Genomic DNA, 24797 nt, shown 5'->3' with positions numbered 1-24797 from the left:
ATGCCCAGACCACCATCCGATCGAACGAAGGGACCCGTGTTGAACGCACTCGCGTCACACCATGGAAGCCTTGCCGGTCTTCGCGTTCTCGATCTATCACGAGTTTTGGCCGGACCTTTGTGTACGCAGATGCTCGCCGACCACGGCGCCGAGGTGATCAAGGTCGAGCCACCCGCCGGCGATGAAACCCGTACGTGGGGCCCGCCGTTTGTGAGCGAGACGATGAGCGCGTACTTCAGCGGGATCAATCGGAACAAGAAGAACGTGAGCCTCGACCTTCGGACCGAGGACGGCCAGCGTGTCCTCGGTCGGCTCATCTCGCAGGCCGACGTCTTGGTCGAGAACTTCAAGGCAGGGACCCTGGCGAAGTGGGGATACTCCGATCAGATGCTGCGCGAACAGTTTCCCGAATTGATTCAGTGCCGCATTACGGGCTTCGGTGTCGACGGTCCGATGGGTGCGATGCCCGGATATGATGCGGTTCTACAGGCCTACAGCGGCTTGATGAGCATCAACGGAGAACCCGACGGTCCGGCACTGCGTGTCGGCGTGCCGATCGTCGACATGGTGACCGGTGTCTACGCATTCTCCGGAATTCTCCTGGCGCTCAATGATCGGACCCGCACCGGGTTGGGCCAGCTCGTGGACTGCACTCTGGTCGACACCGCAGTGTCGCTGCTGCACCCGCACTCACACTCACATCTCGGTGATGGCCGGGTTCCGCAGCGCACCGGGTCGGCGCATCCGACGATCGCGCCGTACGACACCTTCGATGCCGCGGGCGGTCAGATCTTCATCGGCGCGGGAAATAATCGCCAATTCCAGAGCCTGGTCTCGCTACTCGAGATTCCCGAGGCCGCTTTGGATCCGCGATTTGCCACGAACTCCGATCGTGTTCAGAACAGGAAGGTTCTGCGGATGTTGCTGGCGCAAGCAATTGTTAGTCGGCCGGCGAGTGTTCTTGCTGAAGAACTTCTGGCGCTCGGAGTACCTGCGTCACAGGTGAACAACGTTGCGCAGGCGTTGCAAGATCCCCACATCCTCCACCGGAAGATGGTGGTGGACAAAGATGGTCATCGATCGGTCGGCATACCGATCAAACTCAGCAGAACGCCCGGGAAAGTGGTGACTTCTCCGCGGGATCGGGGAGCCGACACCCGGCGGGTCCTGGCAAGACTCGGGTACGGCCCCGAGGAGATCGATGCGCTGATCGAAGCAGATGTCGCGCAGTCGAACTCGGCGAATGTCATCAACACGGCTTGCACCACGAACGTTTGGCCGTCGGCAGAAACAACAGAAGCAAGGGGAAGATGAGTAGCGCATCGAATAGGTCTCTGACCGGACGCACCCTGATCATCTCAGGTGGCAGTCGAGGAATCGGAGAGGCAATCGCGATCCGGGCCGCCCAGGACGGGGCAAACGTCGCACTGCTGGCGAAGACGTCGACTCCGCATCCGAAGCTACCCGGCACCATATTCACGGCCGCCAAGGCGATCGAGAAGGCCGGCGGGCACGCGCTGCCAATCGTCGGGGATGTTCGCGATGACGCATGCGTACAGGCGGCAGTCGATCAGGCCGTGAGCCAGTTCGGAGGACTCGACATCGTCGTAAACAATGCCAGCGCCCTGGATTTGTCGTCCACCGAGCACATCAGCATGAAGAAGTACGATCTGATGCTCGATATCAATGCCCGGGGTGCGTTTGCTCTGACCAAGGCAGCGATACCGCACCTGCGCCGCTCGGACAACGCACACGTCTTGACGCTGTCGCCGCCGATCAGCCTTACACCCGAGTGGTTCGACAACATCGGCACGGCGTACACCATTTCCAAGTTTGCGATGAGCCTGGTGACGATCGGGTTGGCCCGCGAGCTGAAAGGCGACTCGATCGCGGTGAACTCGTTGTGGCCGCGGACGACCATCGATACCGCAGCCGTGCGAAACGTTCTCGGCGAGGAGTTGACCGCCAAGAGCCGCAAGACCGACATCATGCGGGATGCCGCTTATGTGTTGCTCACCAATGCGGTCGGCGGGGCCACCGGTGAGTGCTTCATCGACGATGAGGTGTTGGCCTCGGAAGGTGTTACGGACTTTGCCCCGTATCGGTATGCGGGTAGCGAAGAAGAACTCGAACTCGACTTCTGGATGCACCGGCGGTAGCTGCCACTGGCCGGATTGAGGAGACTCGATCAGTGGCGCAGAAGGATTGGACCTGGTCTCCCGGGTCGACCCGGGAGACCAGGAAACCTCCGTCGCTCTTCAAGAATCCCGGCGTGGCGGTATCCTTGCCCTGGGAAAGAACTAACGGAAAGCCGGAATCACTTTGTCCGCGAACACCTGCGCGTATTCCATGAAGCGGTCCGACGGCAGCCCGGCCGGCATCATCATCATGAAGTGCTCGGCCTTCGTGCGTTCCTGCAAGTCCTTGAACTTCGAGATGGCCTTGTCGGGTGTCGCGATCTCCAGGATGCCGCTCGTCTTGAAGTCTTCAAGACTCATCGGCTTGAGCGCGGCATTGTCGAAGCCGATGGCATTGTCCTCGTTCAGCCACTCGCCGTAGCTGTTGTTGACGTGGTGGTAGTAGGGAGCAAGCTCCTCCATCGCTTTCTCTGGATCTTCGGCGACGACGTAGAACAGGCCCTGAATGCGGATGCCGGCTTCAGCCGGGTCCTTTCCCTGTGCTTGGAGCTTCGCGACGTAGCTGTCGCAGAACTCTTCGTTACCGAAATATCCGTCGGCGTACTTGGCGACCCGCTCGAGTGCCTTGTCGGCAAATCCGCCGATGTAGAGCGGGACCTGTCCGCGAGGTGACGGAGGCATTATCTTTGCGTTCTTCACCGTGAAGTGGCGACCCTCGAAGTTCACGGTCTCGCCCGCCCAGAGTGCACGCACGATGTGCAGGAACTCGTCAAAACGCTTGCCGCGAGTCTTGAAGTCGAGGCCAAAGGCGTCGTATTCACTTCGGCGATAACCGATTGCCAGCGACATCTCCGCTCGGCCGCGCGAGAGGATGTCGAGAACAGCGCACTCCTCGGCAAAACGAACGGGATGGTAAAGCGGACCGAGGGAGACGGCAGAACCCAGTCGCAGGGTATCGGTGCGTGCTGCGATCGCGGCGAGCGCAACCATCGGTGCCGGCTGGTAGCCGTCGCTGGCATTGTGGTGTTCCGGAACCCAGGCGCCGGAGAATCCAACGGTCTCGGACCAAGCGATGACGTCAAGATTTTCCGCGTATACGTCAGACCAAGGACGCTCCGAGTGGCGGGGGTTGCGGAAGTCGTAGAGATAGCCGAAGTCGAGTCTAGGGGTCACATCACTCCTTCATCGTGTGTGACCGACACCATACTTTAATCCTAACAAGGATAGCAAGACTTGCATTGTTGGCTGTCTGTTGGTTAACTTGCCGGGAGAGTGGCGTACGTCACGAATGGTCGACCTACCGCGATTGTCAACTTTCCCTCGAAGTAGCGAGTTCGCTCTCATTGTCTGGAGGCTCAAATTGTCCGCAACAGCCCGCTTTACCAGCAGCGCCCCGTTCGGCGTCATCGACGGATGGAGTTTGGAGCGGTTGACCCAACCAAGTCGGTTGTTCGGAGCAAACGGCATTCGGACGGGCCCTGACGGTCGTATCTACATTGCCCAGGTCGCCGGCAGCACCATCAGTGCGCTCGATCTCGAGACCGGCGACGTCGAAACGGTGAGCGCCAAAGGAAGCGACATCGTCGGACCCGACGACGTCGCCTTTGCTCCCAACGGTGACATGTACATCACCGAATACTGCGATGGCCGCGTCAGCGTTCGCACTCCCGACGGAAGCACCCGGCTCGTACGCGATGATCTTCCCGGCGCGAACGGAATCACCGTGCACCAGGGCCGGCTGTTCGTCAACGAATGTCGAATCGGCGGACGCCTGATGGAACTGACCCCCGGTGGCGGTGAACCCAAGGTGCTCCTCGAGAACCTGCCCTTGCCCAACGGTATGGAGGTGGGTCCCGACGGGAAGCTCTATTACCCGCTGCTCGGCACCAACGAGATCTGGCGGATCGATCCCGAGGGCGGCGAGCCAGAACGCGTCGCGGCCGACCTCGGAGTGCCCGACGCCGTCAAGTTCGACTCTGAAGGGTTCATCGTTTCCACACAGGTCGCCTCCGGGCAGGTCCTGCGTATCAATCCCCGCAACGGTGAGCAAACCGTGCTCGCGAGCCTGGCTCCCGGTCTCGACAACCTCACTTTCGCGGGCGCGCGCCTGTTCGTGTCCAGCTTCACCGGACAGATCACCGAAATCCTGGCCGGCGGAGAAACCCGTACGGCGCTCGCTGACGGTCTGACCTGGCCGCTGGGCCTGGCCGTCGATGGCACGGGCACCTTGCACATCGCCGACGGCTCCTTTTTCCACGCTCTCCATCCAGGTGGCGACGTGCAAGCGCTGGGCATGATGTTCAGTCCCGGATACCCCGGCTACGCCCGCGGGGTGGCTGCCGTCGGCAACGGGGAGTTCCTCGTCAGCGGTAATGGCACCGTCTCGCGGTACAACCCCGGCACCGCAGAAAGCGAAATCCTCGCCGAAGGCCTCGATCAGGCCTACGGTGTCGCGGTGTCCCCCACCGGCACCATCGCGGTCGCTGACCTCGGCGCAGGCACCGTCGAGTGGGTGAACTCCGGCAAGACAGAACGCTTGGCCGGAGATCTGAAGCGTCCCATCGATGTGGCGTTCACCGCCAACGGAACTTGTCTGATCGCCGAATCCGCTGCCGGTCGGATCGTTGCGGCCACCGGATCGGGGATCGACGTCGTCGTCGACGGCCTCGAAGAGCCCCACGGCATCGTTGTCCACGACGGCACCCTTTACATCGTGGACGTCGGTGCCAAATCGGTGGTTGCTGTCGACCTCGAGACCAAAGCCCGCACCACGGTGGCGGTCAACGTGCCTGTGGGTGCGCCCGAAGGTGTCGAAACCAAACCGCTCAAGGGGTTGCCGCCACTTTCCGGCGCGCAAGGACCGTTCGCAGGTATCGCGGTGGGACCCGATGGCACCATCTACATTTCCGCTGACGCAGAGGGCAGCGTCCTCGCACTGCGCAAGAAGGGCTGACCTGTTTATGGACAACGCGTTTGTAGATCTCACCGGTCGCATCGTGATCGTCGCCGGAGCTGCCGGGGGAGGGATCGGGACGTCGGTGACCAAGATGATCGCCAGTGCCGGCGCCACCGTCATCGCGGTCAGCCGTTCGGCGGAGAACCTCAATACCCACATCGAGCCTCTTGTGGCAGAAGGGCTGTCGATCGTTCCGGTCGCTGCTGATGCCGGTACGGACGAAGGCATCGCGACGGTCATAGCGGCAGCCGCCAAGGCTGACGGGACGCTCTATGGATTGGTCAATGTCGCCGGTGGCGCCGCTCCGGGCACGTGGATGCCGGCCACCCGGGTTACGCGATCTGATTGGCGAGATCTGTTCGAGCAGAACATCGAGCCGATGTTCTTCATGAGCCAGGCCGTGGCCGCCGAACTCAAGTCCCGAGGATTGTCAGGCTCGATCGTGTCGATTTCGTCGATCAGCGGAATGAACACCGCCCCTTTCCATATCGCATACGGCACCGCGAAAGCCGCACTCGTCGCCGCAACCCGCACGATGGCCGTGGAGTTGGCAACAGACAACATCCGCGTCAACGCGATCGCGCCGGGAGTGACCGCTACCCCGGCCTCGAAGAGCTTTGTCGAGGAGGATTCGATCCGGGACCAGCAGGCCATCGCAATGGGCCGGCGCGGCACTCCCGAAGAGCAAGCCGGGGCAATTCTATTCTTCCTGTCGGACCTCTCCAGCTACATCACCGGGCAGACGCTGCTGGTCGATGGTGGCCTGAACCTCAAGTGGTCCCATCTGGGTGCAGACCACACGTCCCTTTTCCTCAAGGACGAGGATTTTCGCGCCGCGATGACGCATTGAGAAACTATTTCCAAGGAGAATGCCATGACCGATATTGTCGAAGACGTCGATCAGCAAGAAGTAGAGCCCCTTTCCGGGCCGCTCAAACTCGGCGTGGAGGCATACGTTTCCCGCGAATACGCACGTGACGAAGCCGAGAAACTGTGGTCCAAGGTCTGGCAACAGGTCGGGCGAGTCGAAGAGATTCCCAACGTCGGTGATTACCTCACCTACGAAATCCTCGACGACTCGTTCATCATCGTTCGTAGCGCACCGGATACGATCCGCGCGCACTTCAACGTCTGCTCTCACCGGGGGCGCCGGCTCGTCGAAACCCCTTCCGGAGAACACGAGGCACGGGGTCACTGCCGAACATTTGTGTGCGGATTCCACGGATGGACGTATGACCTCGAAGGTAAGAACACCTGGGCCCCCGAGCGCGGCGACTGGCAGGGCGCTCTCACCGAGCAGCAGAGCCGACTGCAAGAAGTACAGGTCGACACCTGGGGTGGATGGATCTGGATCAACATGGATCCGGAGTGCGAACCCCTAAGGGACTACCTCGAGCCGGCTGCAAGCCTTCTCGAGCCCTTCGAGCTGCACAACATGCGCTACCGCTGGCGAAAGTACTTGATTGCCGACTGCAACTGGAAGGTTGCGCTCGAGGCGTTCATGGAGACGTACCACGTGCCGTATACCCATCCGGAGTTCATGGGCTTCGGGTCTTTCCTCGGGTGGTCCCGTGCCCAGGGAAAGCACAGCAACATCGGCTACGAGGCGCCCAAAGGCATGGAAGAAAACCAGGCCAAACTCCGGATCGGTAGCGGACCGGACGCCCGTATCTCGACAATGGAACTACAAAACTTTACGTGGGAGGCGGCCAACACCAACACCACACAGACCCTGGTGGAGGCAGCGCAGAGACTGATCAACGAACTGCCCGAAGGCACACCTCCCGACCAGGTGATGAGGCACTGGCTGGACTCCGCGAGAAAAGACGATGCGAACCGCGGCGTGGTTTGGCCCACCGTCGACCCGAAGATCGTGGCGAAGAGTGGCACCGCATGGCAGATCTTCCCCAACTTCCAGATCGGCCACGCACTCAATAACATGCTGTGCTACAACGCCCGGCCCTATGGCGATGACCCCGACAAGTGCATCTTCGAAGCCGCCGTCTACGAGCTCTTCCCCGAAGGAGAAGAACCCGAAACGCAGTGGGAACACACCCCGCCGGAAGATCCGAGTTGGCGAACTGTTCTGCCGCAAGATTTCGTGAACATGTCTGCCGTCCAGAAAGGTATGAAGACGCGTGGCTTCACGGGGCCCAAGCCGAACCCCTACCGCGAGCGCAGCGTTGTCAACCTCCACCACAACCTAGCTCTCTACATGGGCAACGAAGGTCCGTCCGACCTTCTCTGAACACGCCGTCATCCGTCCAGCTCGACACTCCAAGGAATTACAGATGCAGAAATGCGAACCCACGCAGACCCCAACCGTCGACCAGGCCGCACTTCGCGAGAAGTACCTGGCCGAGCGTGACAAGCGCCTGCGGCCCGAAGGCCAAGCGCAATACCTCGAGACCAAGAAGGAGTTCCGGGACTTCTACGAAGAGGACCCCTACACGAAGGTCGTTCCGCGGGAACCGATGGTCGAAGACATCGAGGTTGCAGTGCTGGGTGGCGGCTTCTCCGGCCTCGTCGCCGCGGCCCGCATCAAGGAGGCCGGCGTCGAAGATGTCCGCATCATCGACCTCGCCGGTGACTTCGGTGGAGCCTGGTACTGGAACCGGTACCCCGGAATTCAGTGCGACTCAGACTGTTACGCGTACCTTCCGCTTCTCGAAGAAGTCGGGTACGTGCCGAAGGAGAAGTACTCGCACGGCGACGAGGTGTTCGAACATTGCCAGCGGATCGGCAAGCACTTCGGGCTCTACGAGAATGCGATTCTCAGCACTCTTGTCCAAGAACAGGTGTGGGACGCCGAGATCGGTCGTTGGCATCTGCGCACCAACCGCGGCGACGACATCCGGGCCCGCTACGTGGTCATGTGCCAGGGGCCGTTCAACCGGCCGAAGCTGCCTGGTATCCCGGGGATCTCAGACTTCAAGGGTCATACCTTCCACTCGGCGCGCTGGGACTACAACTACACCGGCGGTGACATGCACGGCGGGCTGGACAAACTCGCCGACAAGCGGGTTGCCGTGATCGGCACCGGTGCCAGTGGCGTCCAGATCGTGCCTCACCTCGCCCGCTCTGCGCAGCACCTGACGGTCTTTCAGCGGACACCGTCTTACATCTACGCCCGCGGAAACGTGCCCACAGACCCGGATTGGGCCGCCACACTGCAGCCGGGCTGGCAGGAAGAGATCCGTCGGAACTTCCACACCGGTGCCTTCGAGGCGTACGCACCGGGTCAGCCGGACCTCGTGTGTGACGGCTGGACCGAGGTCAGCCGCAATGTGCAGGCGCATCTCGACGAGACCGACGGCTGGGCCACACTGACGCCCGAGAAGTTCATGGAGCTCCGCGAGGAGCACGATTACAAGGCCATGCAGCGTGTTCGCGATCGCGTCGACCAGATCGTCGAGGATCCGAAAGTCGCAGAGATCCTCAAGCCGTACTACCGCTTCCTCTGCAAGCGCCCGTGCTTCAACGACGAGTACCTGCCGGCGTTCAACCGCCCCAACGTCACCCTTGTCGACGTCTCGGGCACAAAGGGCGTCGAGCGAATCACCGAGAAGGGCCTCGTTGCCAACGGCATCGAGTACGAAGTCGATTGCATCATCTTCGCCAGCGGTTTCGAGATCACTACCGACCTCGATCGTCGTCTGGGGATCTCGCCCTATGTCGGACGCGATGACATCTCGCTCTACGACCATTGGCGTGACGGCTACAAGACCCTGCACGGCACGATGAGCCACGGGTTCCCCAACCAGTTCTTCACCGGCTTCATCCAGGGCGGGGTGACCGCTGCGACGACGGCGATGTTCGAGCAGCAGGCCAACCACATCGCTTACATCATCCGTCAGGCCCGCGAGAAGGGATTCACCACGGTGGAACCGACTGCGGAAGCCCAAGAGCAGTGGGGCGCGACTATCAGGGAAGCCGACATCGACAACAGCAACTTCCAGCGCGAATGCACTCCGGGCTACTACAACAACGAGGGTGAAAAGCAGATCCGCTCATACCTGGGCGAACCATTCTGGGGCGGCTTCTACGTGCTCGAGGACATACTTGCGGAGTGGCGTGCAACAGGCGAGATGCCTGGTATCCAGGCCGATAAGATTGGTGCAGATGCTCTGTGAGCCTGCACCTCCGCGAGAGATTAGGCAGAAATGACTGAGCTCAGATTTGACGGCCGCGTCGCAGTGATTACCGGCGCGGGGCGTGGCTTGGGCCGCGCCTACGCGCTGCTGCTCGCAGCGAGGGGCGCGAAGGTGGTGGTCAACGACCCCGGCAGCAGCATCGGTGGAGACAGTGTCGACACAGGTCCCGCAGACGAAGTCGTGCAGCTGATCAGATCAAATGGTGGTGAGGCGGTCGTGTCGATCGACACTGTCGCGACCGCTGAGGGTGGGCAAGCGATCATCGACACCGCCATGTCGAACTACGGCCAGGTCGACATTCTGATCCACAACGCCGGGAACAACCGCTACGCAACGTTGTCGGAGATGACCTATGACGACTTCGATGCCGTCCTCGACGTTCATCTGCGAGGCGCATTCCACGTGGTCCGGCCGGCGTTTCCGTTGATGGCGGAGGCGGGATATGGCCGTGTCGTCCTGACAGGGTCGATCGGTGGGATTTACGGCAACAAGCGGATCGCGAACTACGCTGCCGGAAAGGCAGGCATCATCGGCCTGTCCAATGTGATTGCTCTCGAAGGCGAGTCGCAGGGGATCAAGTCGAACGTGATTCTACCGGGCGCGCTCACCCGGCTGGCCGAGGGTTATGACACATCGGCTTACCCCCCGATGGATCCGGCGCTCGCGGCTCCGGCTGTGGGTTGGCTGGCGCACGAGTCGTGCTCCATCACCGGCGAGATCCTGTCGTCGATCGCCGGCCGCGTATCGCGGGTCTTCGTCGCCGAATCGCCGGGTGTGTACCAGTCGTCCTGGTCGATCGAGGACGTCGCCGAGCAGATCGACGAAATCCGGAACACCGACGACCCATGGATCCTGCCGGTTGTTCCGTCGGCGCACGTAGATCACATCAGCAAGAGCTTTGAGATCGCCACGAAGGGCATCACGCATGTCAGTTAAAGTGTACGAACGAATCCTGGACCTCTTCGAGGCAGAGGGAATCAACACCCTGTTCGGTGTTCCCGACGCGAACTTCGTTCATATGTTCCGTCTTGCCGAAGAACGCGGCTGGACTGTTGTCGGGCCGCATCACGAAGAATCCGGCGGCTTCATGGCCGAAGCGGTATCGCGGATGACCGGCAAGCCCGCGGTGTGCATCGGAACGGTCGGACCGGGTGTCGCCAACCTGTCGGGCGCCATGATGTGCGCCTTGGTGGAGAACTCCCCGATCATCTTCATCGGTGGACAGCGCGCACGCGTCACCGAACAGCGGGTGCGTCGCGGGCGTACTCAGTTCGTCAAGCAGGCGCCGCTCTTCGATGCGTCGGTCAAGTACAACGCAAGCATCGAGTACGCCAATCAGACCGACGACATCGTCCACGAGGCAATGCGTAAGGCGCTCTCGGGAACGCCGGGCCCGGTGTACATCGAGTTCCCGACCAGCATGGTCATGGAAGAACTGGACGTACCCCCGGCAGGGCCGCCGTCATCCTACCGCCTGGTGAACCAGACGGCAGGACAGGACCGTATCGACGAAGCGGTCCGATTGATCGGTGCCGCACAGCATCCGATCCTGCTCATCGGGCACGGCGTCCACACAGCCCGCGCCGGTGAATCCGTCAGGGCCTTAGCGGATCTCATGGCCTGCCCCGTCATTCAGACCTCAGGTGGCACGTCCTTCATCGAGGGCCTCGAGGACCGCACATTCCCCTACGGGTTCTCTGCTGCGGCAATCGACGCCGTGGTCAAGTCCGACCTGTGTCTGGCAATCGGTACAGAAATGGGTGAGCCGGTTCACTTCGGCCGTTGGCGGCACTGGGTCGCCAATGAAGAGAATCGGAAATGGCTTCTTGTCGAACAGGATCCGGAGGCAATCGGCGTCAACCGCACCATCGATGTGCCGTTGGTCGGCGATCTGCGTGCAGTCGTTCCGCAGCTGGTCGAGGCATTGAAAGACTCCCCCCGGAAGGCTTCTCCGGAGTTGGACGGCTGGATCAAGCAAGACGCCGCGCAGCTGGCCGATCTGGCCGAGACCGCACCGTCCGGCATGTCTCCTGTACATCCGGCACGGTTGATCGTCGAAGCGACGAAGGCGTTTCCGTCCGACGGCATAATGGTTCGCGACGGTGGAGCGACGGTCATCTTCGGATGGACATACTCGCAGGCCAAGCCGCACGACGTCATGTGGAATCAGAACTTCGGTCACCTCGGTACCGGACTTCCCTACGCGATCGGTGCGGGAGTGGCGGATGGCGGTAAACGCCCGATCATGTTGATCACCGGCGATTCGGCGTTTCAGTTCCACATCTCGGAGCTAGAGACCGCCGCTCGGCTGAACCTGCCTCTGGTGTGTGTTGTCGCCGTCGATTACGCCTGGGGCCTGGAAGTCGGTGTCTACAAACGCGTCTTCGGGCAGGGCTCTCTCGAGACGGCCGTGCACTGGGATGAGAACACCCGCCTGGACAAGGTCGCGGAAGGCTTCGGCTGTCTCGGCGAGTACGTAAACCGCGATGAGGACATCGCTCCTGCGATCAAACGTGCTCTTGTACAAACGAAGCCGACGGTGATCCATGTGGCGGTCGATCCGAAGGCGAACTCGGAAGAGATGCCGAGCTACGACGAATTCAAAACCTGGTACTCCGAGGGATCGGGATACCAGTGACTTCTCCGGCAGCACATCCGGAGAACACGAGCAAGGAGACGATCTGCCATGCGTGAGTACCTCAAGTTCTACATCGGTGGTGAATGGGTCGACCCGGCGCGGAAGGCAACGTTTGACGTCGTCAATCCGGCAACAGAGGAGGTGGCGGGCCGAGTTGCGCTCGGTTCGGGTGCCGACGTCGATCGGGCCGTGACCGCCGCGCGGAAAGCCTTTGCTACCTGGTCGCAATCTAGTATCGTCGATAGGGTAGAGGTGCTGCGCAGCATTCTCGCGGAGTATCAGCGGCGTGCCGGTGACCTTGGGGCGGCGCTCACTGAGGAGATGGGTGCTCCAACTTCACTCGCCAACGGATTTCAAGTGAACCTCGGCGCGGGACAACTGACCACGGCGATCGACGTGCTCGAGAATTTCGTCTTCGAAGAGCAGCGCGGCGGCTCGCTGATCGTCAAAGAACCTATCGGAGTCTGCGGACTTATCACGCCGTGGAACTGGCCGATGAATTTGATTGCGGTCAAGGTCTTTCCGGCCTTAGCAACCGGTTGCACAATGGTCCTCAAGCCGTCGGAGCGCTCTCCGTTCACCGGCCAGATCTTCGCCGAGATCCTCGATGCCGCCGGCGTACCAGCAGGCGTGTTCAACCTCGTGCAGGGCGACGGACCGTCTGTGGGTGGCCCGTTGGCCAGTCATTCCGACGTGGACATGGTCTCCTTCACCGGCTCCACCCGTGCCGGAGTCTCCGTCGCGACCAACGCTGCGACAAGCGTCAAACGCGTTACGCAGGAGCTGGGCGGCAAGGGCCCCAACATCATTCTCGATGACGATTCCTTCCGAGACAATGTCACCAAGGGCGTCATGGCAATGATGATGAATTCCGGTCAGACCTGTAGCGCGCCCTCACGCATGCTGGTACCAGGCAGCCGGATGGGAGAAGCAGCGCAAATTGCCAAAGAGGCCGCGGCGAACGTTTCGATAGGCGATCCCAACGGCGACTTCGCAATAGGCCCGGTAGTGGCCAAATCGCAGTTCGACGCGATCCAGACCTTGATCCAGCAGGGCATCGACGATGGCGCCACCCTCGTACACGGTGGGCTCGGTCGGCCCGAGGGGCTGACGTCCGGCTACTTCGTCAAGCCGACAGTGTTCGCCGACGTGAAGAACGACATGACCATTGCGCGCGAGGAGATCTTTGGTCCGGTCCTCACGATTCTGAGCTACGACAGCATCGACCACGCGATTGAAATAGCGAACGATACGGAGTATGGACTGGCCGCGTTCGTGGCGGGCAATGACCTCGAGGCCGCCCGCGACGTAGCCAAGCGGATCCGAGCGGGATCTGTTGCAATCAATGACGGATTCGACTTCGCCGCCCCGTTTGGCGGCTACAAGAAGAGCGGTAACGGGCGTGAATGGGGCGAGTTCGGATTCCACGATTACTTGGAGATCAAAGCAATCCTTGGGCACTCGCCAGATAGAGCATAGAACCTCAGATCGACTACCCCACTAGGATAGTAATTACATAACTGGGGAGACAGCACTAACTGTCAATGACTGCCGAGTGGTCCAAATCACTCCCGAAGCGTCGAGCAGCAAGGGTGGGTTACATATAACTGTCGTACCGCGATCCCCGCGCAACACAGCTTCGACCCGGTCTACGGCGCTGGAACGTCTCGTCCCTGCCAGGGCGCAGGTACACACAGATGTCGGCCACTTTCGTATCACCGCTAGGCAAGCCCATCACCGTTCGAATAATTCTGATCCCAGAGGCAAGGAGCCATAAAATGAGCACTCTCATTGTCAAAGAAAGTGGAGTCGGTATCGGAGCAGAGATCGTCGGAGTCGACATCGACCGCCTCCTTCACGACGAAGATCTGCCTAACGCAGTACTAGAAGCACTGGAAGAACACGGTGTGATCTTCTTTCGCGAAATCAACGTCGATGACGACACCCAGGTCAAGTTCGCCCGTAGACTCGGCGAACTCGTAAAGTTTCCCGACGTGCCTCCCGCCGCGGAGGAAATCATGGAGGTCAGCTTCGACCCCGCCAATGGAAACGCCGAATACCTCGCCGCGAACGCCTTCTGGCACATCGATGGACTCACGGACCCGATCATGGCGAAAGCCTCGATTCTGACCGGCCGTGTGCTGTCCGAGACAGGTGGAGAAACCGAATTCGCCAGCACCTACCGCGCGTACGACGATCTCTCCGATGAAGAGAAGGAACGCTTCTCCAAGTACGAGGTGATCCACACATTCGAGATGAACCAACGTACGGCCTACCCTAACCCCACCGAGGCGCAACTCGAGGAATGGGCTTCGCGCCCCGAACGTAGGCACCCACTCGTCTGGGAGCACGAATCGGGCCGCCGCTCATTGGTATACGGAATCAGCTCGTCGGAGATTGTCGGAATGGACATCGAAGAAGGACGAGCACTGCTGAACGATCTCGTCGCACGGGCCACCACGCCTGACAAGGTGTACCAACACAAATGGTCCCTCGGTGACATGGTCATCTGGGACAACACCGGTTTGCTGCACCGCGTACTCCCTTTCGACCGCACAAAGCCACGAGTCATGAATCGCACGACGCTCGTCGGTCGGGAACCGATCAAATGACCACTCGCACGGCAATCGTCACTGGCGGTGCCTCTGGAATCGGCGAAGCGATCAGTCGCCGGCTCGCCGAGGAGGGAAACCAGGTCGCGATCTTCGACCTGGATAGTGAGGCCGCGCAGAAAATTGCTGCGTCCATCGAAGAGCAGGGTGCTAAAACGATGGCCCTGCAGGTCGATGTAACGGACCGGGCTGGCATCGAGGGTGCAGTCGAAGCGGTGCGGCGCGATCTCGGCCGCCCGACGATACTGGTCAACAGTGCTGGGCTGGCGCTTGATGGTCCGTTCCTAGAAACCACCCAGGAAAGCTGGAAAGCCTCCATCGCAGTCAACCTCACCGGAACATTCGATTGTTGTCAGGTGGTGATTCCGGACATGATAAGCGAGGGCTGGGGCCGAATCGTCAACATCTCGTCGTCGAGCTTCCACAGTGGTGCGCCCGGTCTGGCGGGTTACGTTGCTGCAAAGTCAGGAGTGGTCGGACTGACCAAGGTTCTTGCAAAGGAGTTCGGCAAATTCGGGATCACGGTCAACACGGTTCCTCCGGGCTTCATCAACACTCCGATGTTTCGCCGGACCGTCGATTCCGGTTTCGTGGATCTCGACGCACAGATCGCGGCGACTCCTGTTGGTCGGATCGGCGAACCTGAAGATATTGCTGTGACATGCTCATTCCTTGTCAGTGAGGAAGCCGGCTACATCACCGGGCAGGTCTTCGGTGTCAACGGTGGACGAAATATGTAGCAAGGCTGTCTTTTCAGCGCTAGTTCGACATCAAGAACGCCTGGCAGCTACATAGCAGAATTTCTTCGTGGGCCACTCTGATGAGGTCCGACATTGAAAGGAACCAAACTGATGTCCCGCTTACCACCGTTAGGGCGCGAGGAATGGCCTACCGCGTTCGTTGAAACAATCGAAAGCTACCGCGCCAATGTACGTGGAGCGAAGCCTGCGGTAAACAGTCAGTCCGGCAACAACCTGTTTGGTGTTTTCGCCTACCACCCTGAGTTGATCAATGCCTTTCTGAAGTTCAACGGCTACTTGTTGTCGAGATCTTCTTTGACGCTGCGGGACCGCGAACTGATGATCCTGCGTGTCGCTTTTCTTCAGAAATGTGAGTACGAGTGGGCTCAGCACGTGATCATCGCGGGCCGGGCCGAAATCTCCGATGCCGAGATCGCGCGGGTGAGGGACGAGCCGGACTCTCCCGAATGGACCGATGTCGAGAGGGCTCTGCTGGGTTCGGTCGACGACCTCCTCGACGGTGGCAAGATCAGAGATGATAACTGGGCGGTCCTCTCGAAGAACTTTGACACCCAGCAATGCATGGATCTGCTCTACACCGTGGGGTGCTATTCGATGCTGGCGATGGTGATGCGATCACTCGACGTCACACCTGAAGAGGGGCTCGTAGCGTACCTTCCCAGCAACTGGTAGTACCGTCTCGGCGGTCGATGTGAGTCGGCCGCCGAAACGGGTGTTTCTGCAGCACCCAAGGTGTACACGCAGAAGGTAGTGAACTCGTCGGCCGCAAGTGGGCGGGCTGTCTGCATTCTGGGTGGTCCACTTTCCCGCCACAAACAATTGGGGTCGCACATGATTTTTGAAGAAGAGCTCAAAGCCAAAGACGCAATCAATCGCTTGATGCTCGCCTACTGCTTCAATATTGATAAGGGTCAGCTCGATGACATGGCTGCACTGTTCAGCAGGGGAACATGGATTCCGAGTCCGGGGAGCCCGTTGAAGGGACAAGACGCAGTTGCGGGCTTCCTCAACGATTTTGTCATCCTCTATGACGGCGTCCCGAAGACGCGACACGTCATAAGCAACGTGCTGATCGACCTTGCCGACGATGTCAAGAGTGCCACCGCCGAGTCTTACGTGATCATCTACCAGGCGGTTGATGATTCGGGTCCGCAAATCATATTGCAGGGGTACTACAACGACACCTTCACGTTCGATGACGGTGTGTGGTGCTTCAACGAACGTCACGTCTTTGCGGACGGTATGGGCGACGTATCGAAACACATCAGAAGCTAAGCCCGCCCCCACCTCGGGTTGATGAGGGACTGATGTAGGAACAGGTGACATCTGAACTGTGGTGCTGTGAGGCACTGCTGGAAGGACGGACACCGTGCCCAAAGCGTATCCCAGAGAGTTCCGCGACGACGTCGTGCGGGTGGCCCGCAACCGCGAACCAGGTCGGCACCTCCGGCCGATCGCCGCGGACTTCGGTGGCAGGTCCCCGATAGTCGGTCCGGTCGCTTCTAGATGTTGCGGGTCATGACGTTGTAGACGCCGGGCGGAGCATGGGCTGAGCGAAGGGGACGGGCCTTCCGACGGCAGGATGAGAAGTACCACCAACGCATCCGCCGACAGGAAGAACCCGTCCGTGCTCCACCAACTTGTTCAATTTGATGCAGGCGTCGTGGTCTGCAGCCATGATGTCCGAGGCGGTGGCCGGGCAAGGCTCATGCTCCACCTGTCACCCGTTGCGGGTTGACTCAGTTACGGCATGCGGTCCGGCCACCTCCGCTGGCGCGGAGTGGCTCGAGAGAGGTCTGCAAAGCCAAAAGTTGGTGTGCCCTCCTCGCTAACCGAATCGAACCGAGTCGAGGGAGTGGTGATGACGCAGGCGCTCGACAACTGCACAACCCCGGTGGTGATCGCCATCGACCCGCACAAAGCGTCGTGGACCGCAGCCGCGGTCGACGCCTCACTGCGGCCGTTGGCCACCATCTTCGGTTCCGGTCAGCGACGACGGATACCGAAGGCTGCGTCGATTCGCAAGGCGCTGGACGGACGGCGGCTGGGCCATCGAGGGAGCCACCGGCCTCGGTGCCCCGCTGACCAGGCGCTTGAGTGAGGACGACGTGGACGTGGTCGACGTCCCCGCGAAGCTGGCCGCCCGGGTGCGGTTGCTCTCCACCGGTCACGGCCACAAGAGCGTCGATGCCGACGCCGTATCCGTCGGGATCGCCGCGTTGACCGCGCATGGGCTGGACACCGCCCGGATGGATACCGCGGTCACCGCGCTACGGGCGATCGCCCCGCACCGCGATGACCTGGTCAAGACGCGCACCCAAACCGTCAACCGGCTCCACGTCGTGCTCACTCACCTGATCCCTGCGGGCGCTCCCCGCGGACTGAGCGCCGACCGGGCAGCCTAAATGCTGCACCGGGTGCGTCCCCACGACGTCGCCGATAGAACACTTCGCGGACTGGCGGTGGATCTGGTCGCCGAGGTGCGAAAACTTGACCGGCGGAGTTCCAAGGCCGCCAGCGACATCGAAGCTGCAGTCGTCGAATCCGGCAGCTCACTGACCGAGCTGTGCGGGATCGGGACCCTGACCGCGGGCAAGATCGTCGCCCGGGTCGGATCGATCCACCGGTTCCGGTCCGCGGCCGCGTTCGCCTCATATACCGGCACCGCTCCGATCGAGGCGTCATCCGGCGACGTCATCCGGCACCGTCTCTCCCGCGCCGGTGACCGGCAATTGAACTGCTGCCTGCACACCATGGCCATCACCCAGATCAGCCGAGACACCCCTGGCCGCGCCTTTTACCGGAGCCCGCGCCGGATACGTGTACCTGCACTCCGCCGTCGACGGGTACTCCCGCCTTTCCTACACCGAGGATTTGACCGATGAGAAAGACGCCACGGCAATCGGATTCATGCATCGAGCCCGGGTGTTCTTCGCTGCACACGGCATCGGCCACATCAATCGGATCATCACCGACAACGGCTCATACTACTGCGCGAAAGACTTCGCCAAGGTCCTGCACGGCGCGCGCCGCCAGCGGATCAACCCATACACCCCACGGCACAATGGCAAGGTCGAGCGCTACAACTTCGATCCTGTCCGAGGAATTCCTCTGCGCCCGAACCTGGACCAGCGAGCAGCAGCGCGCACAAGCTCTCGAGGTGTGGAACGTGCACTACAACTACCATCGACCTCACACTGCCGCCGGAAACCGGCCACCCGCGAGCAAGCTCCACGCCGGTGTCACCAACGTTATGGCCTCATACATCTAGAGCCGATTCCTACGTGCAGTCGATCAGTCGATCTCGCACGCCACCGGCACCAGCCCGTGGCGTGCGAGATCGACTGATCAACCGCAAGTAGGAACCGGCTCTAGAAACGACCGGACCGACTATCGAGGACCTGCCACGACGTTCTGGGCCTGAGCGGGGGAGGTGGAACGGTGGGAGTTGCGTGTTGTGCCGAGAATGAAGCAATCGATTTTGCGATTGCAGTCTGTCCAACCAATCTTGAACTGCAGCGCGACGTGAGCATCCTTGAACACGGCAAGGAATTCTTCGAGCACGTCAAAGCAGAGACAGCGGGCCGCGTGGATGTTGAGAGGCACGTCGGGATATGCGGGCAGGCGATATCGACCGCGCGAGCATCATCGCCCGAGCATCCGCGCTGGTGGACAAGAAGCTGCTGATCGTTGGGGCAACAATGGATGTGGTAAGTCCCCTGCCGGAGCACTTCGTACCGATCGTTAAGGCGCTCTCGGATGCCGGTGCGACCGCGTTGACCGATGTCGTACTGGATTCCGATCACCGTGCAGCACTCGCGCAGCTGGTCACCGCATGGATGAGGGCCAAGGTTGCAGCCTGATACGTGACTCTGAGGATGCTGAATGGAATGAAGACCCACAACCGCTCGGCGCGAGCCACGGCTCTGCCACTACCGCTATCGACAACATTGTGACTATTGTGACTTAAGACATTCTGATCTACGGGAAGCGGCGCTCGCGAAGCGGTTTCAGTAACTGAGTCGAAAATTGTGGTCCGCCCACGGGACTGTTCGCTGATCCGGTTCCGACCGGACGTGAATCCGCGGAAGCCTCCGCTGATCTTCGCAACCACTCATCAAGAGATAGGACACGTCATGGCAAAAGGAATCTTCTACGTGGAGACGTGGCCCAGCGCGCCGGAACGAGAGGCCGACTTTCACACCTGGTACGACACAATTCACCTGCCAGAAGTAGTAGCGCTCGATGGCTTTACTGCCGCGCGTCGCTTATCTCCCGTGAATGACGATGGCCCGTTCGTGGCAATTTACGAGATCGAAGCGGACGACCTGCAGGCCGTCGTAGATAACCTGCTAGAGGCGGCCACAAACGGTGGTCTGCGAATGTCGGATAGCTTACAGATGGACCCGGAACCCAACGTCCGATTGCTACGTCTGACCACCGACTACGTTCCGGAGTAAAGGCGGCGGCACGTCCCAGGAACGGCCCGCTCAGCTCGGGGATTCCGCCGAGGTCGCGGAGCGCGGCGTCGATGGCCTCGGCCCGGCCGCGGGCGTTCTGGGGCGTTCTCGAGAAGTTCCCGCCGGACTGCTTCGGTTCTGGCCTGGGCTACTCGGGTCTCGGCGACCTGGATCTCGGTATTGGTCACGTCCAGGATGGTGCGCAGCTGGGTCAGCAGTGTGGCGGTGTCGGATGTGCTCATACGTTTTCCCCTTCGGCGTGGACGTATTGGTCGGCGCAGGGTGCACCGCCCGGTGACTACCCCGACATACCCTCCGGTAACCGTCACGCGTCTGGGGATCGTTCGTCGCTGATGCGGGTTCCTGCATATGCTTTGGGGGTCCGCCGAGCGAGAGGGTGCGAGCATGCCCAGAAACATGAGTGCGAAGAAACCGGTGCCTGCGGCGGTAGCGGTGGGTGCTCGGGTGTTGGTCCGCCGACAGTCTGAGGAGGTGCAGACCGGTGAAGTGGTCGAGGACTACGCCGCCTTGGCCGACTCCCAGCGTGGGCACGAGTGGGCGCCGGTGCATCGGTGGGCCGTCGCCCTCGACGACGGGCGCCTGGCCTTCGCCGACACCGAGGACCTCACCCTCGACCCCGGCACACTCTGATCCGGGCTGCGGCCGCCGTGCCTCTGCACGCCATGGAACAACGGGTTCATCGAGTCGTTCAACAACCGGTTGCGCGATGAGTGCCTGAACCGCAACTACTGGCCTACGCTGCTCGAGGCCCGCGTGGTGATCGAGGACTTCAAGAACGACCACAATCATCGACACCGTCATTCGGCGCTGGGTTACAAGACTCCTGCCGAGTACGCTGCCGGATGCACCCACCGGCACCAGCCCGTGGCGTGCGAGATCGACTGATCGACTGCACGTAGGAACCGGCTCTAGAAACAACCGGACCGACTATCGGGGACCTGCCAGCCGCGGATCATCGATGCGGCGGTCAGCGTGGGTATGCGCGCGGATCTGGTGCCACGCTGTCACCTGTGCCCCTAGTTCGAGCGTCGAGGAGGGCAGTCACGTGGCGTCGTTTTGTGAGAGTGCTCAGTCCCGGGAGATCAGCTGCCCACCCGGGGTGAGGCGGCTGCGGTGGTGGACGAGGAAGCAACTGGTGCAGGGGAATTCGTCGGACCGTGGAGGGGTGACGCGGACGGTGAGTTCTTCGCCGGATAGGTCGGCGCCGGGGTAGTTCGAAGGATTCGGCGGTGTCGGTGTCTTCGAAGTTGACGGCGGGGGATGAGGTGTCTTTCCGGCTGGCGGTGAGCTGTTCGAGGGAGGGGTCCGCTGTGTCGTCGGATTCGGTGACTTGCGGGTGCGTCGTAGTCGGTGGCAGTGACCACACTCCACATTCGGTGGCACGGTCATGACAGTGTTCTCCCGGCAGCTGGGATGTGGCCGGCGCGCGCCTGCGCCGCAGGGTTCGGTACCGCTGCGACCCGAGTCCGGGAGACGCTGCACCGCCGGAAGTTGCGGCACAGTCGCCGGGTAGATGGTGGGGGCCGTAAGGCGCACGCCCGCTCGCCGCCTGAACACAGAAAGCGTCAAAGCAACCAGACTAAATCCCTAGCCGCCGAGAGAATTTCGGAATTTCTTTGAAGATTAACCCCTGCCATGGCGAGCCACGCTCGTCCTGCATGAGCAATGTGAGTGTGAGCTCCACAACGGGTCGTGTTGATCTGCCCACATGGGTAATGTCTTGAGACAATTGAAATGTCAGTTCGGGTGAGCTTCCTCATTACCGAGACGGACCTGCCGCTACTGTGTGCGGTCGACGTTGCCGATGTAGAAGGAGAGCACAATGGTGGTATCACCGAGGAATTCCGCAGGTTCGGCGAAGACGACGACCAAGGAGATCCGTGAGTGGGCGATCGGAGAGGGCCGTGAAGTGTCGCCTCGCGGTCGGATTCCGGCCGAGATCGAGCGAGCCTTCTATGACGCTCAGGCGAAAACGGCGCCAGCGAGGAAGGTAGCCGCGAAATCGGCGGCCGCGAAGAAGACGGCCGCGAAGAAGACGGCCGCGAAGGCACCGGCTGCGAAGAAGGCGGCCGCGAAGGCACCGGCTGCGAAGAAGTCGGCTGCGAAGAAGGCGGCCGCGAAGAAGTCGGTCGCGGAGAAGATAGTCACCACCAAGGCGCCGGCGAAGAGCGCGGCAGCGGTCAGCAAGGCTCCGGCGAAGACGACGACCAAAGAGATTCGCGAGTGGGCGATCGGAGAGGGCCGTGAAGTGTCGCCTCGCGGTCGGATTCCGGCCGAGATCGAGCAAGCCTTCCATGACGCTCAGGCAAGAACGGCGCCAGCAAGGAAGGTAGCCGCGAAGAAGACGCCCGCGAAGAAGACGCCCGCGAAGAAGGCAGTCGCCAAGAAGGCACCGGCGGCGAAGAAGGTGGCTGCGAAGAACGCTCCGGCGAAGAGCGCGGCGGCGGTCAGCAAGGCTCCCGCGAAGACGACGACCAAAGAGATTCGCGAGTGGGCGATCGGAGAGGGCCGTGAAGTGTCGCCCCGCGGTCGGATTCCGGCCGAACTCGAGCGAGCCTTCCATGACGCTCAGACAAAGGCGATTCAGGCAGAAGCGATGCCGGCGAAGAAGACGCCTGTGAAGAAGGCAGTTGCGGAGAAGGCTCCGGCGAAGACGTCGGCGTCGGTCGCGAAGAAGACGGTCGCGGAGAAGGCTCCGGCGGCGAAGAAGGCTTCGGCGAAGACAACAGCGCCGAAGACGACTGCCGCGAAGACGGCAGGGGCGAAGACGGCGGCTGTGGAGTCGGCTGCGGATGCGACGGCCGCGGAGACGCCGGCCGTGAAGAAGAACGTCGCGAGGAAGGCTCCGGCGAAGGCGACGGTGGCGGAGTCGGCTGTGGAAGCGACGGGCGTGAAGAAGGCTCCGGTGACGGGAGCGGCGGCGGGCACCGCTCGGGCGAATGCGACGGCCAAGGAGATTCGTGAGTGGGCAATCGGGGAGGGCCGTGAAGTGTCCTTGCGAGGTCGGATTTCGGCCGCGATTGTGCGAGCATTCCATGACGCTGCGGCGAAGTTGCCGCTCCCGCTGGGTTGAAACGGGTGGGGGTCCGCTGAGGAGCGCGACCGACCGACTGCTGTTGCCGCGGTATGCCGTCTCGGGTGTTCCCATGTTCGGCACCGTGGAGGTCAACATCGAGGTGCTTGCTGAGTTGCTCGAACGCCAAGTACCTCCCCGTGACCAGGATGCTGCGCCGCACCGACGATGCCACTCGTGTGTGTCGAGCGGCGCTCTGATGACGCCCGCTCAGGGCAGGATGAGGTTGTGGGCGATCGAACCGCAGCAGACCTCGAGCGTGGACTCGCCATGCTCGCCTATATACGCGGACGACTTTGTGCGTCGGAGAGTGAGGAGTTCCGCATCCCCGACGATCGGTTCTCGGTGAGCTGAGGAGTGTCGAACGATCTCGTGTATCACCAACGAGGGCGCTCGCGCCCAGATCGGTGCGGCCGGCCGTCACATGGTCACCCGCGCGATCCGACGTGACTGACGGCGGTGCGGCACCCCGAGGTGTGGTAATCGTGATGGAGCCACGTGTGGGCGGGGGACGGTGGTGGGCACGAGTGTGCGCCGGTGCATCGGTGGGCGGTCGCGCTCGACGACGGGCGGCTGGTCTTCGTGGACACCGAAGATTTGACCATCGATCCGGGCTTTAACCGCTCCGCCCCGGACCCGAAAACAAACGTGGATCCGGATCCGGCCGGGCGGACGTCCGGTCGACACCGGGGAGAATGATCGGCGGCAGCCGCTTCGTGGCCGGTTCTGGGACGGCGTCACACATCCTTCACTCGAATTGGGCTGGCAGGCAATTGATTACATGAATGACGTGGATGAGGTCCTGGCGGGGCTGCGTCGATCTCACCGCATGATCTGTCGGGTGCCTCAGTCGTGGCACAACAGTACTGGACGTGTTTGTGTGGTGGTGTGGTTCGGAACTGATGTGTTAGGCGTGCGGTGTCCGGTATGAGAGGTGATGAGGCTCGTGTGGCCCGGGACTTCGCGGGGTGGTTGTCGTCTCAGGGGTGGATGGTGCGTACCGAGGTGGATTTCGTCGACATCGTGGCCGAGAAGGACGGGCGCCGGCTCTACGTCGAGGTCAAGGGTGCGACCGCCGCACCGGGGTTGGATGTCGATACCGCGATCGGGCAGCTGGTGAGGCGGATGCCGAGCGAGCCGGATCAGTCGGTGTCGTGTGCGCTGGTCGTTCGGGACCAGCCGCGTTCGGTGGAGGCTGCGGTGCGGGCACCTCAATGGATTCTCGATCTGTTGAGGATGGCACTGTATGCGGTCGATGAGGACGGTGACGTGCGGGAACTCGTCGGCCGCGCATGAGACTTCCCGACGCGGGCGGGGAGAGCCGGCGGGGTGGCCGGTAGCATCACCACGCCCCACGATGGTGGGGGTGGTGCGGTGATGGGGCGGTAGCTCAGTCGGTGAGAGCCGTGGACTCATAATCGGGTGGTCGCGGGTTCGCGCCCCGTCCGCCCCACCGCGTTCATCGCCAGCGCGCCCGAATGGCTCGTGGGGCGGGGTCAGGCCGTCGAGCCGCGAGTGTGCGCGAGACAGCGACGCGTGGTCCTCCGGTCGGGTGGTGGCGCCGGAGGATCGCACCGTTTCTACCGGAAACGTCCGAGTTGTCGGCTGCTCCGGCTTTCTCAGCCGCAGTCCCGGCAGATCAGCTGCGCGGGGTCGTCGAGCCGGCTGCGGTGGTGGACGAGGAAGCAACTGGTGCAGGTGAATTCGTCCGCCTGCTTCGGGATGACGCGGACGGTGAGTTCTTCACCGGACAGGTCGGCACCGGGCAGTTCGAAGGATTCGGCGGTGTCGGTGTCTTCGACGTCCACGACGGGGGACTGGGTGTCTTTCCGGCTGGCGGTCAGCTGTTCGAGGGAGGTGTCCGTCTCGTCGGGTTCGGTGACTCGTGGGGCGTCGTAGTCGGTGGCCATGCCTGCTGCTTCCTCATGCTCTGGGTGTTCGGATCCGCCAGGCTAGAGGGTCCGCTACCGGGACACGCATCCGG

At 61.7% G+C, this 24797-nt stretch carries 21 protein-coding genes, 1 tRNA gene and 6 pseudogenes; 24 read left to right on the top strand and 4 right to left on the bottom strand.

The features are described 5' to 3' along the window. Positions 1–1314 (top strand): CaiB/BaiF CoA transferase family protein, encoded by a 1314-nt coding sequence (locus tag JQT59_RS01140; protein ID WP_213571255.1) that lies wholly within the window; start codon positions 1–3, stop codon positions 1312–1314. Continuing rightward, a complete protein-coding gene (locus JQT59_RS01135) occupies positions 1311–2159 on the top strand; it encodes an SDR family oxidoreductase (RefSeq protein WP_213571253.1) in 849 nt (282 codons plus the stop codon). The genes JQT59_RS01140 and JQT59_RS01135 overlap by 4 nt, the downstream gene beginning before the upstream one ends. A 141-nt stretch (positions 2160–2300) precedes the next feature. On the opposite strand, the gene JQT59_RS01130 is transcribed toward JQT59_RS01135, so the two are convergent. Next, a complete protein-coding gene (locus tag JQT59_RS01130) occupies positions 2301–3311 on the bottom strand; it encodes an LLM class flavin-dependent oxidoreductase (protein ID WP_213571251.1) in 1011 nt (336 codons plus the stop codon). Positions 3312–3558: 247 nt separating this feature from the next. Between JQT59_RS01130 and JQT59_RS01125 the strand changes: the two genes are divergently transcribed. The 15 genes and pseudogenes from JQT59_RS01125 to JQT59_RS01055 all read left to right on the top strand — a co-directional run bounded on the left by JQT59_RS01125 (position 3559) and on the right by JQT59_RS01055 (position 19719). Continuing rightward, positions 3559–5091, top strand: coding sequence for an SMP-30/gluconolactonase/LRE family protein (locus tag JQT59_RS01125; RefSeq protein WP_249353650.1), 1533 nt, complete (start codon positions 3559–3561; stop codon positions 5089–5091). A gap of 7 nt (positions 5092–5098) precedes the next feature. Continuing rightward, complete coding sequence (locus tag JQT59_RS01120) at positions 5099–5944, top strand: SDR family NAD(P)-dependent oxidoreductase (RefSeq protein WP_213571247.1); 846 nt, start codon at positions 5099–5101, stop codon at positions 5942–5944. 24 nt (positions 5945–5968) lie between these two features. After that, positions 5969–7342, top strand: a complete 1374-nt coding sequence (locus tag JQT59_RS01115) for an aromatic ring-hydroxylating oxygenase subunit alpha (protein ID WP_213571245.1) — start codon at positions 5969–5971, stop codon at positions 7340–7342. A gap of 43 nt (positions 7343–7385) precedes the next feature. Then, on the top strand, positions 7386–9227 hold the full coding sequence (locus JQT59_RS01110; protein WP_213571243.1) for a flavin-containing monooxygenase: 1842 nt from the start codon (positions 7386–7388) through the stop codon (positions 9225–9227). A gap of 30 nt (positions 9228–9257) precedes the next feature. Continuing rightward, on the top strand, positions 9258–10184 hold the full coding sequence (locus JQT59_RS01105; RefSeq protein WP_213571241.1) for an SDR family NAD(P)-dependent oxidoreductase: 927 nt from the start codon (positions 9258–9260) through the stop codon (positions 10182–10184). Then, entirely contained in the window at positions 10174–11886 is a 1713-nt protein-coding gene (locus JQT59_RS01100; RefSeq protein ID WP_213571239.1) for a thiamine pyrophosphate-binding protein, read from the top strand. The genes JQT59_RS01105 and JQT59_RS01100 overlap by 11 nt, the downstream gene beginning before the upstream one ends. Positions 11887–11934: 48 nt before the next feature. After that, positions 11935–13365 carry an aldehyde dehydrogenase family protein gene (locus JQT59_RS01095; protein WP_213571237.1) on the top strand — a complete coding sequence of 477 codons (1431 nt, stop codon included), beginning with the start codon at positions 11935–11937 and terminating at the stop codon, positions 13363–13365. A gap of 299 nt (positions 13366–13664) precedes the next feature. Beyond that, the gene (locus JQT59_RS01090; RefSeq protein WP_213571549.1) at positions 13665–14498 is read left to right on the top strand and encodes a TauD/TfdA dioxygenase family protein; all 834 of its coding nucleotides are present in this window, start codon (positions 13665–13667) and stop codon (positions 14496–14498) included. Beyond that, positions 14495–15238 (top strand): SDR family NAD(P)-dependent oxidoreductase, encoded by a 744-nt coding sequence (locus JQT59_RS01085; protein ID WP_213571235.1) that lies wholly within the window; start codon positions 14495–14497, stop codon positions 15236–15238. Before JQT59_RS01090 ends, JQT59_RS01085 begins: the two co-directional genes overlap by 4 nt. Positions 15239–15349: 111 nt before the next feature. After that, the gene (locus JQT59_RS01080) at positions 15350–15931 is read left to right on the top strand and encodes a carboxymuconolactone decarboxylase family protein (protein WP_213571233.1); all 582 of its coding nucleotides are present in this window, start codon (positions 15350–15352) and stop codon (positions 15929–15931) included. Positions 15932–16090: 159 nt separating this feature from the next. Beyond that, positions 16091–16534, top strand: coding sequence for a nuclear transport factor 2 family protein (locus JQT59_RS01075; protein WP_213571231.1), 444 nt, complete (start codon positions 16091–16093; stop codon positions 16532–16534). A 586-nt stretch (positions 16535–17120) separates the two neighbouring features. Then, positions 17121–18072 (top strand): annotated as a pseudogene (locus JQT59_RS38215) (transposase); the annotation flags it as partial. Beyond that, positions 18062–18530, top strand: a pseudogene (locus tag JQT59_RS01065) (integrase core domain-containing protein); the annotation flags it as partial. The pseudogenes JQT59_RS38215 and JQT59_RS01065, both read left to right, overlap by 11 nt. 343 nt (positions 18531–18873) lie before the next feature. Further along, positions 18874–19122, top strand: a complete 249-nt coding sequence (locus JQT59_RS01060; RefSeq protein WP_213571229.1) for a hypothetical protein — start codon at positions 18874–18876, stop codon at positions 19120–19122. 273 nt (positions 19123–19395) lie between these two features. Then, positions 19396–19719, top strand: a complete 324-nt coding sequence (locus tag JQT59_RS01055; RefSeq protein ID WP_213571227.1) for a DUF4286 family protein — start codon at positions 19396–19398, stop codon at positions 19717–19719. 1 nt (position 19720) lies between these two features. On the opposite strand, the pseudogene JQT59_RS36565 reads toward JQT59_RS01055, so the two are convergent. Continuing rightward, positions 19721–19961 (bottom strand): annotated as a pseudogene (locus JQT59_RS36565) (ferritin-like domain-containing protein); the annotation flags it as partial. A gap of 175 nt (positions 19962–20136) precedes the next feature. Here JQT59_RS36565 and JQT59_RS01050 point away from each other — a divergent pair. Further along, positions 20137–20370, top strand: coding sequence for a hypothetical protein (locus JQT59_RS01050; RefSeq protein WP_349306969.1), 234 nt, complete (start codon positions 20137–20139; stop codon positions 20368–20370). Between the two features lie 27 nt (positions 20371–20397). Continuing rightward, positions 20398–20625: pseudogene (locus JQT59_RS01045) on the top strand (integrase core domain-containing protein); the annotation flags it as partial. 183 nt (positions 20626–20808) lie between these two features. Here the strand turns inward: JQT59_RS01045 and JQT59_RS01040 are convergent. Next, positions 20809–21113, bottom strand: a pseudogene (locus JQT59_RS01040) (DUF4193 domain-containing protein). A 449-nt stretch (positions 21114–21562) separates the two neighbouring features. On the opposite strand from JQT59_RS01040, the gene JQT59_RS01035 reads away from it, so the two are divergent. The 5 genes and pseudogenes from JQT59_RS01035 (at position 21563) to JQT59_RS01025 (ending at position 24266) form a co-directional block, all read left to right on the top strand. Further along, a complete protein-coding gene (locus tag JQT59_RS01035) occupies positions 21563–22813 on the top strand; it encodes an Lsr2 family DNA-binding protein (protein ID WP_213571223.1) in 1251 nt (416 codons plus the stop codon). 228 nt (positions 22814–23041) lie between these two features. Beyond that, the gene (locus JQT59_RS37600) at positions 23042–23167 is read left to right on the top strand and encodes a hypothetical protein (RefSeq protein WP_283254002.1); all 126 of its coding nucleotides are present in this window, start codon (positions 23042–23044) and stop codon (positions 23165–23167) included. A 159-nt stretch (positions 23168–23326) separates the two neighbouring features. Then, positions 23327–23512: pseudogene (locus JQT59_RS36560) on the top strand (hypothetical protein); the annotation flags it as partial. Between the two features lie 249 nt (positions 23513–23761). Continuing rightward, positions 23762–24109 carry a hypothetical protein gene (locus JQT59_RS01030; RefSeq protein ID WP_213571547.1) on the top strand — a complete coding sequence of 116 codons (348 nt, stop codon included), beginning with the start codon at positions 23762–23764 and terminating at the stop codon, positions 24107–24109. An 83-nt stretch (positions 24110–24192) separates the two neighbouring features. Then, positions 24193–24266: transfer RNA gene (locus JQT59_RS01025), tRNA-Ile, on the top strand. Positions 24267–24432: 166 nt separating this feature from the next. Here JQT59_RS01025 and JQT59_RS01020 read toward each other — a convergent pair. Next, entirely contained in the window at positions 24433–24723 is a 291-nt protein-coding gene (locus JQT59_RS01020; RefSeq protein ID WP_213571221.1) for a DUF4193 domain-containing protein, read from the bottom strand. Positions 24724–24797: the final 74 nt, after the last annotated feature.

The sequence above is a fragment of the Rhodococcus sp. USK13 genome, from assembly GCF_018343855.1.
GTDB lineage: Bacteria > Actinomycetota > Actinomycetes > Mycobacteriales > Mycobacteriaceae > Rhodococcus_F > Rhodococcus_F oxybenzonivorans.
The sequence above is the reverse complement of the archived record's forward strand: the minus strand, read 5'-3'. Positions and strand labels throughout refer to the sequence as shown.

Bases quoted from the DNA above. Each gene is read 5' to 3' on its own strand.
- JQT59_RS01140 (WP_213571255.1), top strand. From the start codon at position 1: ATGCCCAGACCACCATCCGATCGAACGAAGGGACCCGTGTTGAACGCA.
- JQT59_RS01135 (WP_213571253.1), top strand. From the start codon at position 1,311: ATGAGTAGCGCATCGAATAGGTCTCTGACCGGACGCACCCTGATCATC.
- JQT59_RS01120 (WP_213571247.1), top strand. From the start codon at position 5,099: ATGGACAACGCGTTTGTAGATCTCACCGGTCGCATCGTGATCGTCGCC.
- JQT59_RS01115 (WP_213571245.1), top strand. From the start codon at position 5,969: ATGACCGATATTGTCGAAGACGTCGATCAGCAAGAAGTAGAGCCCCTT.
- JQT59_RS01110 (WP_213571243.1), top strand. From the start codon at position 7,386: ATGCAGAAATGCGAACCCACGCAGACCCCAACCGTCGACCAGGCCGCA.
- JQT59_RS01105 (WP_213571241.1), top strand. From the start codon at position 9,258: ATGACTGAGCTCAGATTTGACGGCCGCGTCGCAGTGATTACCGGCGCG.
- JQT59_RS01100 (WP_213571239.1), top strand. From the start codon at position 10,174: ATGTCAGTTAAAGTGTACGAACGAATCCTGGACCTCTTCGAGGCAGAG.
- JQT59_RS01095 (WP_213571237.1), top strand. From the start codon at position 11,935: ATGCGTGAGTACCTCAAGTTCTACATCGGTGGTGAATGGGTCGACCCG.
- JQT59_RS01090 (WP_213571549.1), top strand. From the start codon at position 13,665: ATGAGCACTCTCATTGTCAAAGAAAGTGGAGTCGGTATCGGAGCAGAG.
- JQT59_RS01085 (WP_213571235.1), top strand. From the start codon at position 14,495: ATGACCACTCGCACGGCAATCGTCACTGGCGGTGCCTCTGGAATCGGC.
- JQT59_RS01080 (WP_213571233.1), top strand. From the start codon at position 15,350: ATGTCCCGCTTACCACCGTTAGGGCGCGAGGAATGGCCTACCGCGTTC.
- JQT59_RS01075 (WP_213571231.1), top strand. From the start codon at position 16,091: ATGATTTTTGAAGAAGAGCTCAAAGCCAAAGACGCAATCAATCGCTTG.
- JQT59_RS01060 (WP_213571229.1), top strand. From the start codon at position 18,874: ATGCGGGCAGGCGATATCGACCGCGCGAGCATCATCGCCCGAGCATCC.
- JQT59_RS01055 (WP_213571227.1), top strand. From the start codon at position 19,396: ATGGCAAAAGGAATCTTCTACGTGGAGACGTGGCCCAGCGCGCCGGAA.
- JQT59_RS01050 (WP_349306969.1), top strand. From the start codon at position 20,137: ATGAGTGCGAAGAAACCGGTGCCTGCGGCGGTAGCGGTGGGTGCTCGG.
- JQT59_RS01035 (WP_213571223.1), top strand. From the start codon at position 21,563: ATGGTGGTATCACCGAGGAATTCCGCAGGTTCGGCGAAGACGACGACC.
- JQT59_RS01020 (WP_213571221.1), bottom strand. From the start codon at position 24,723: ATGGCCACCGACTACGACGCCCCACGAGTCACCGAACCCGACGAGACG.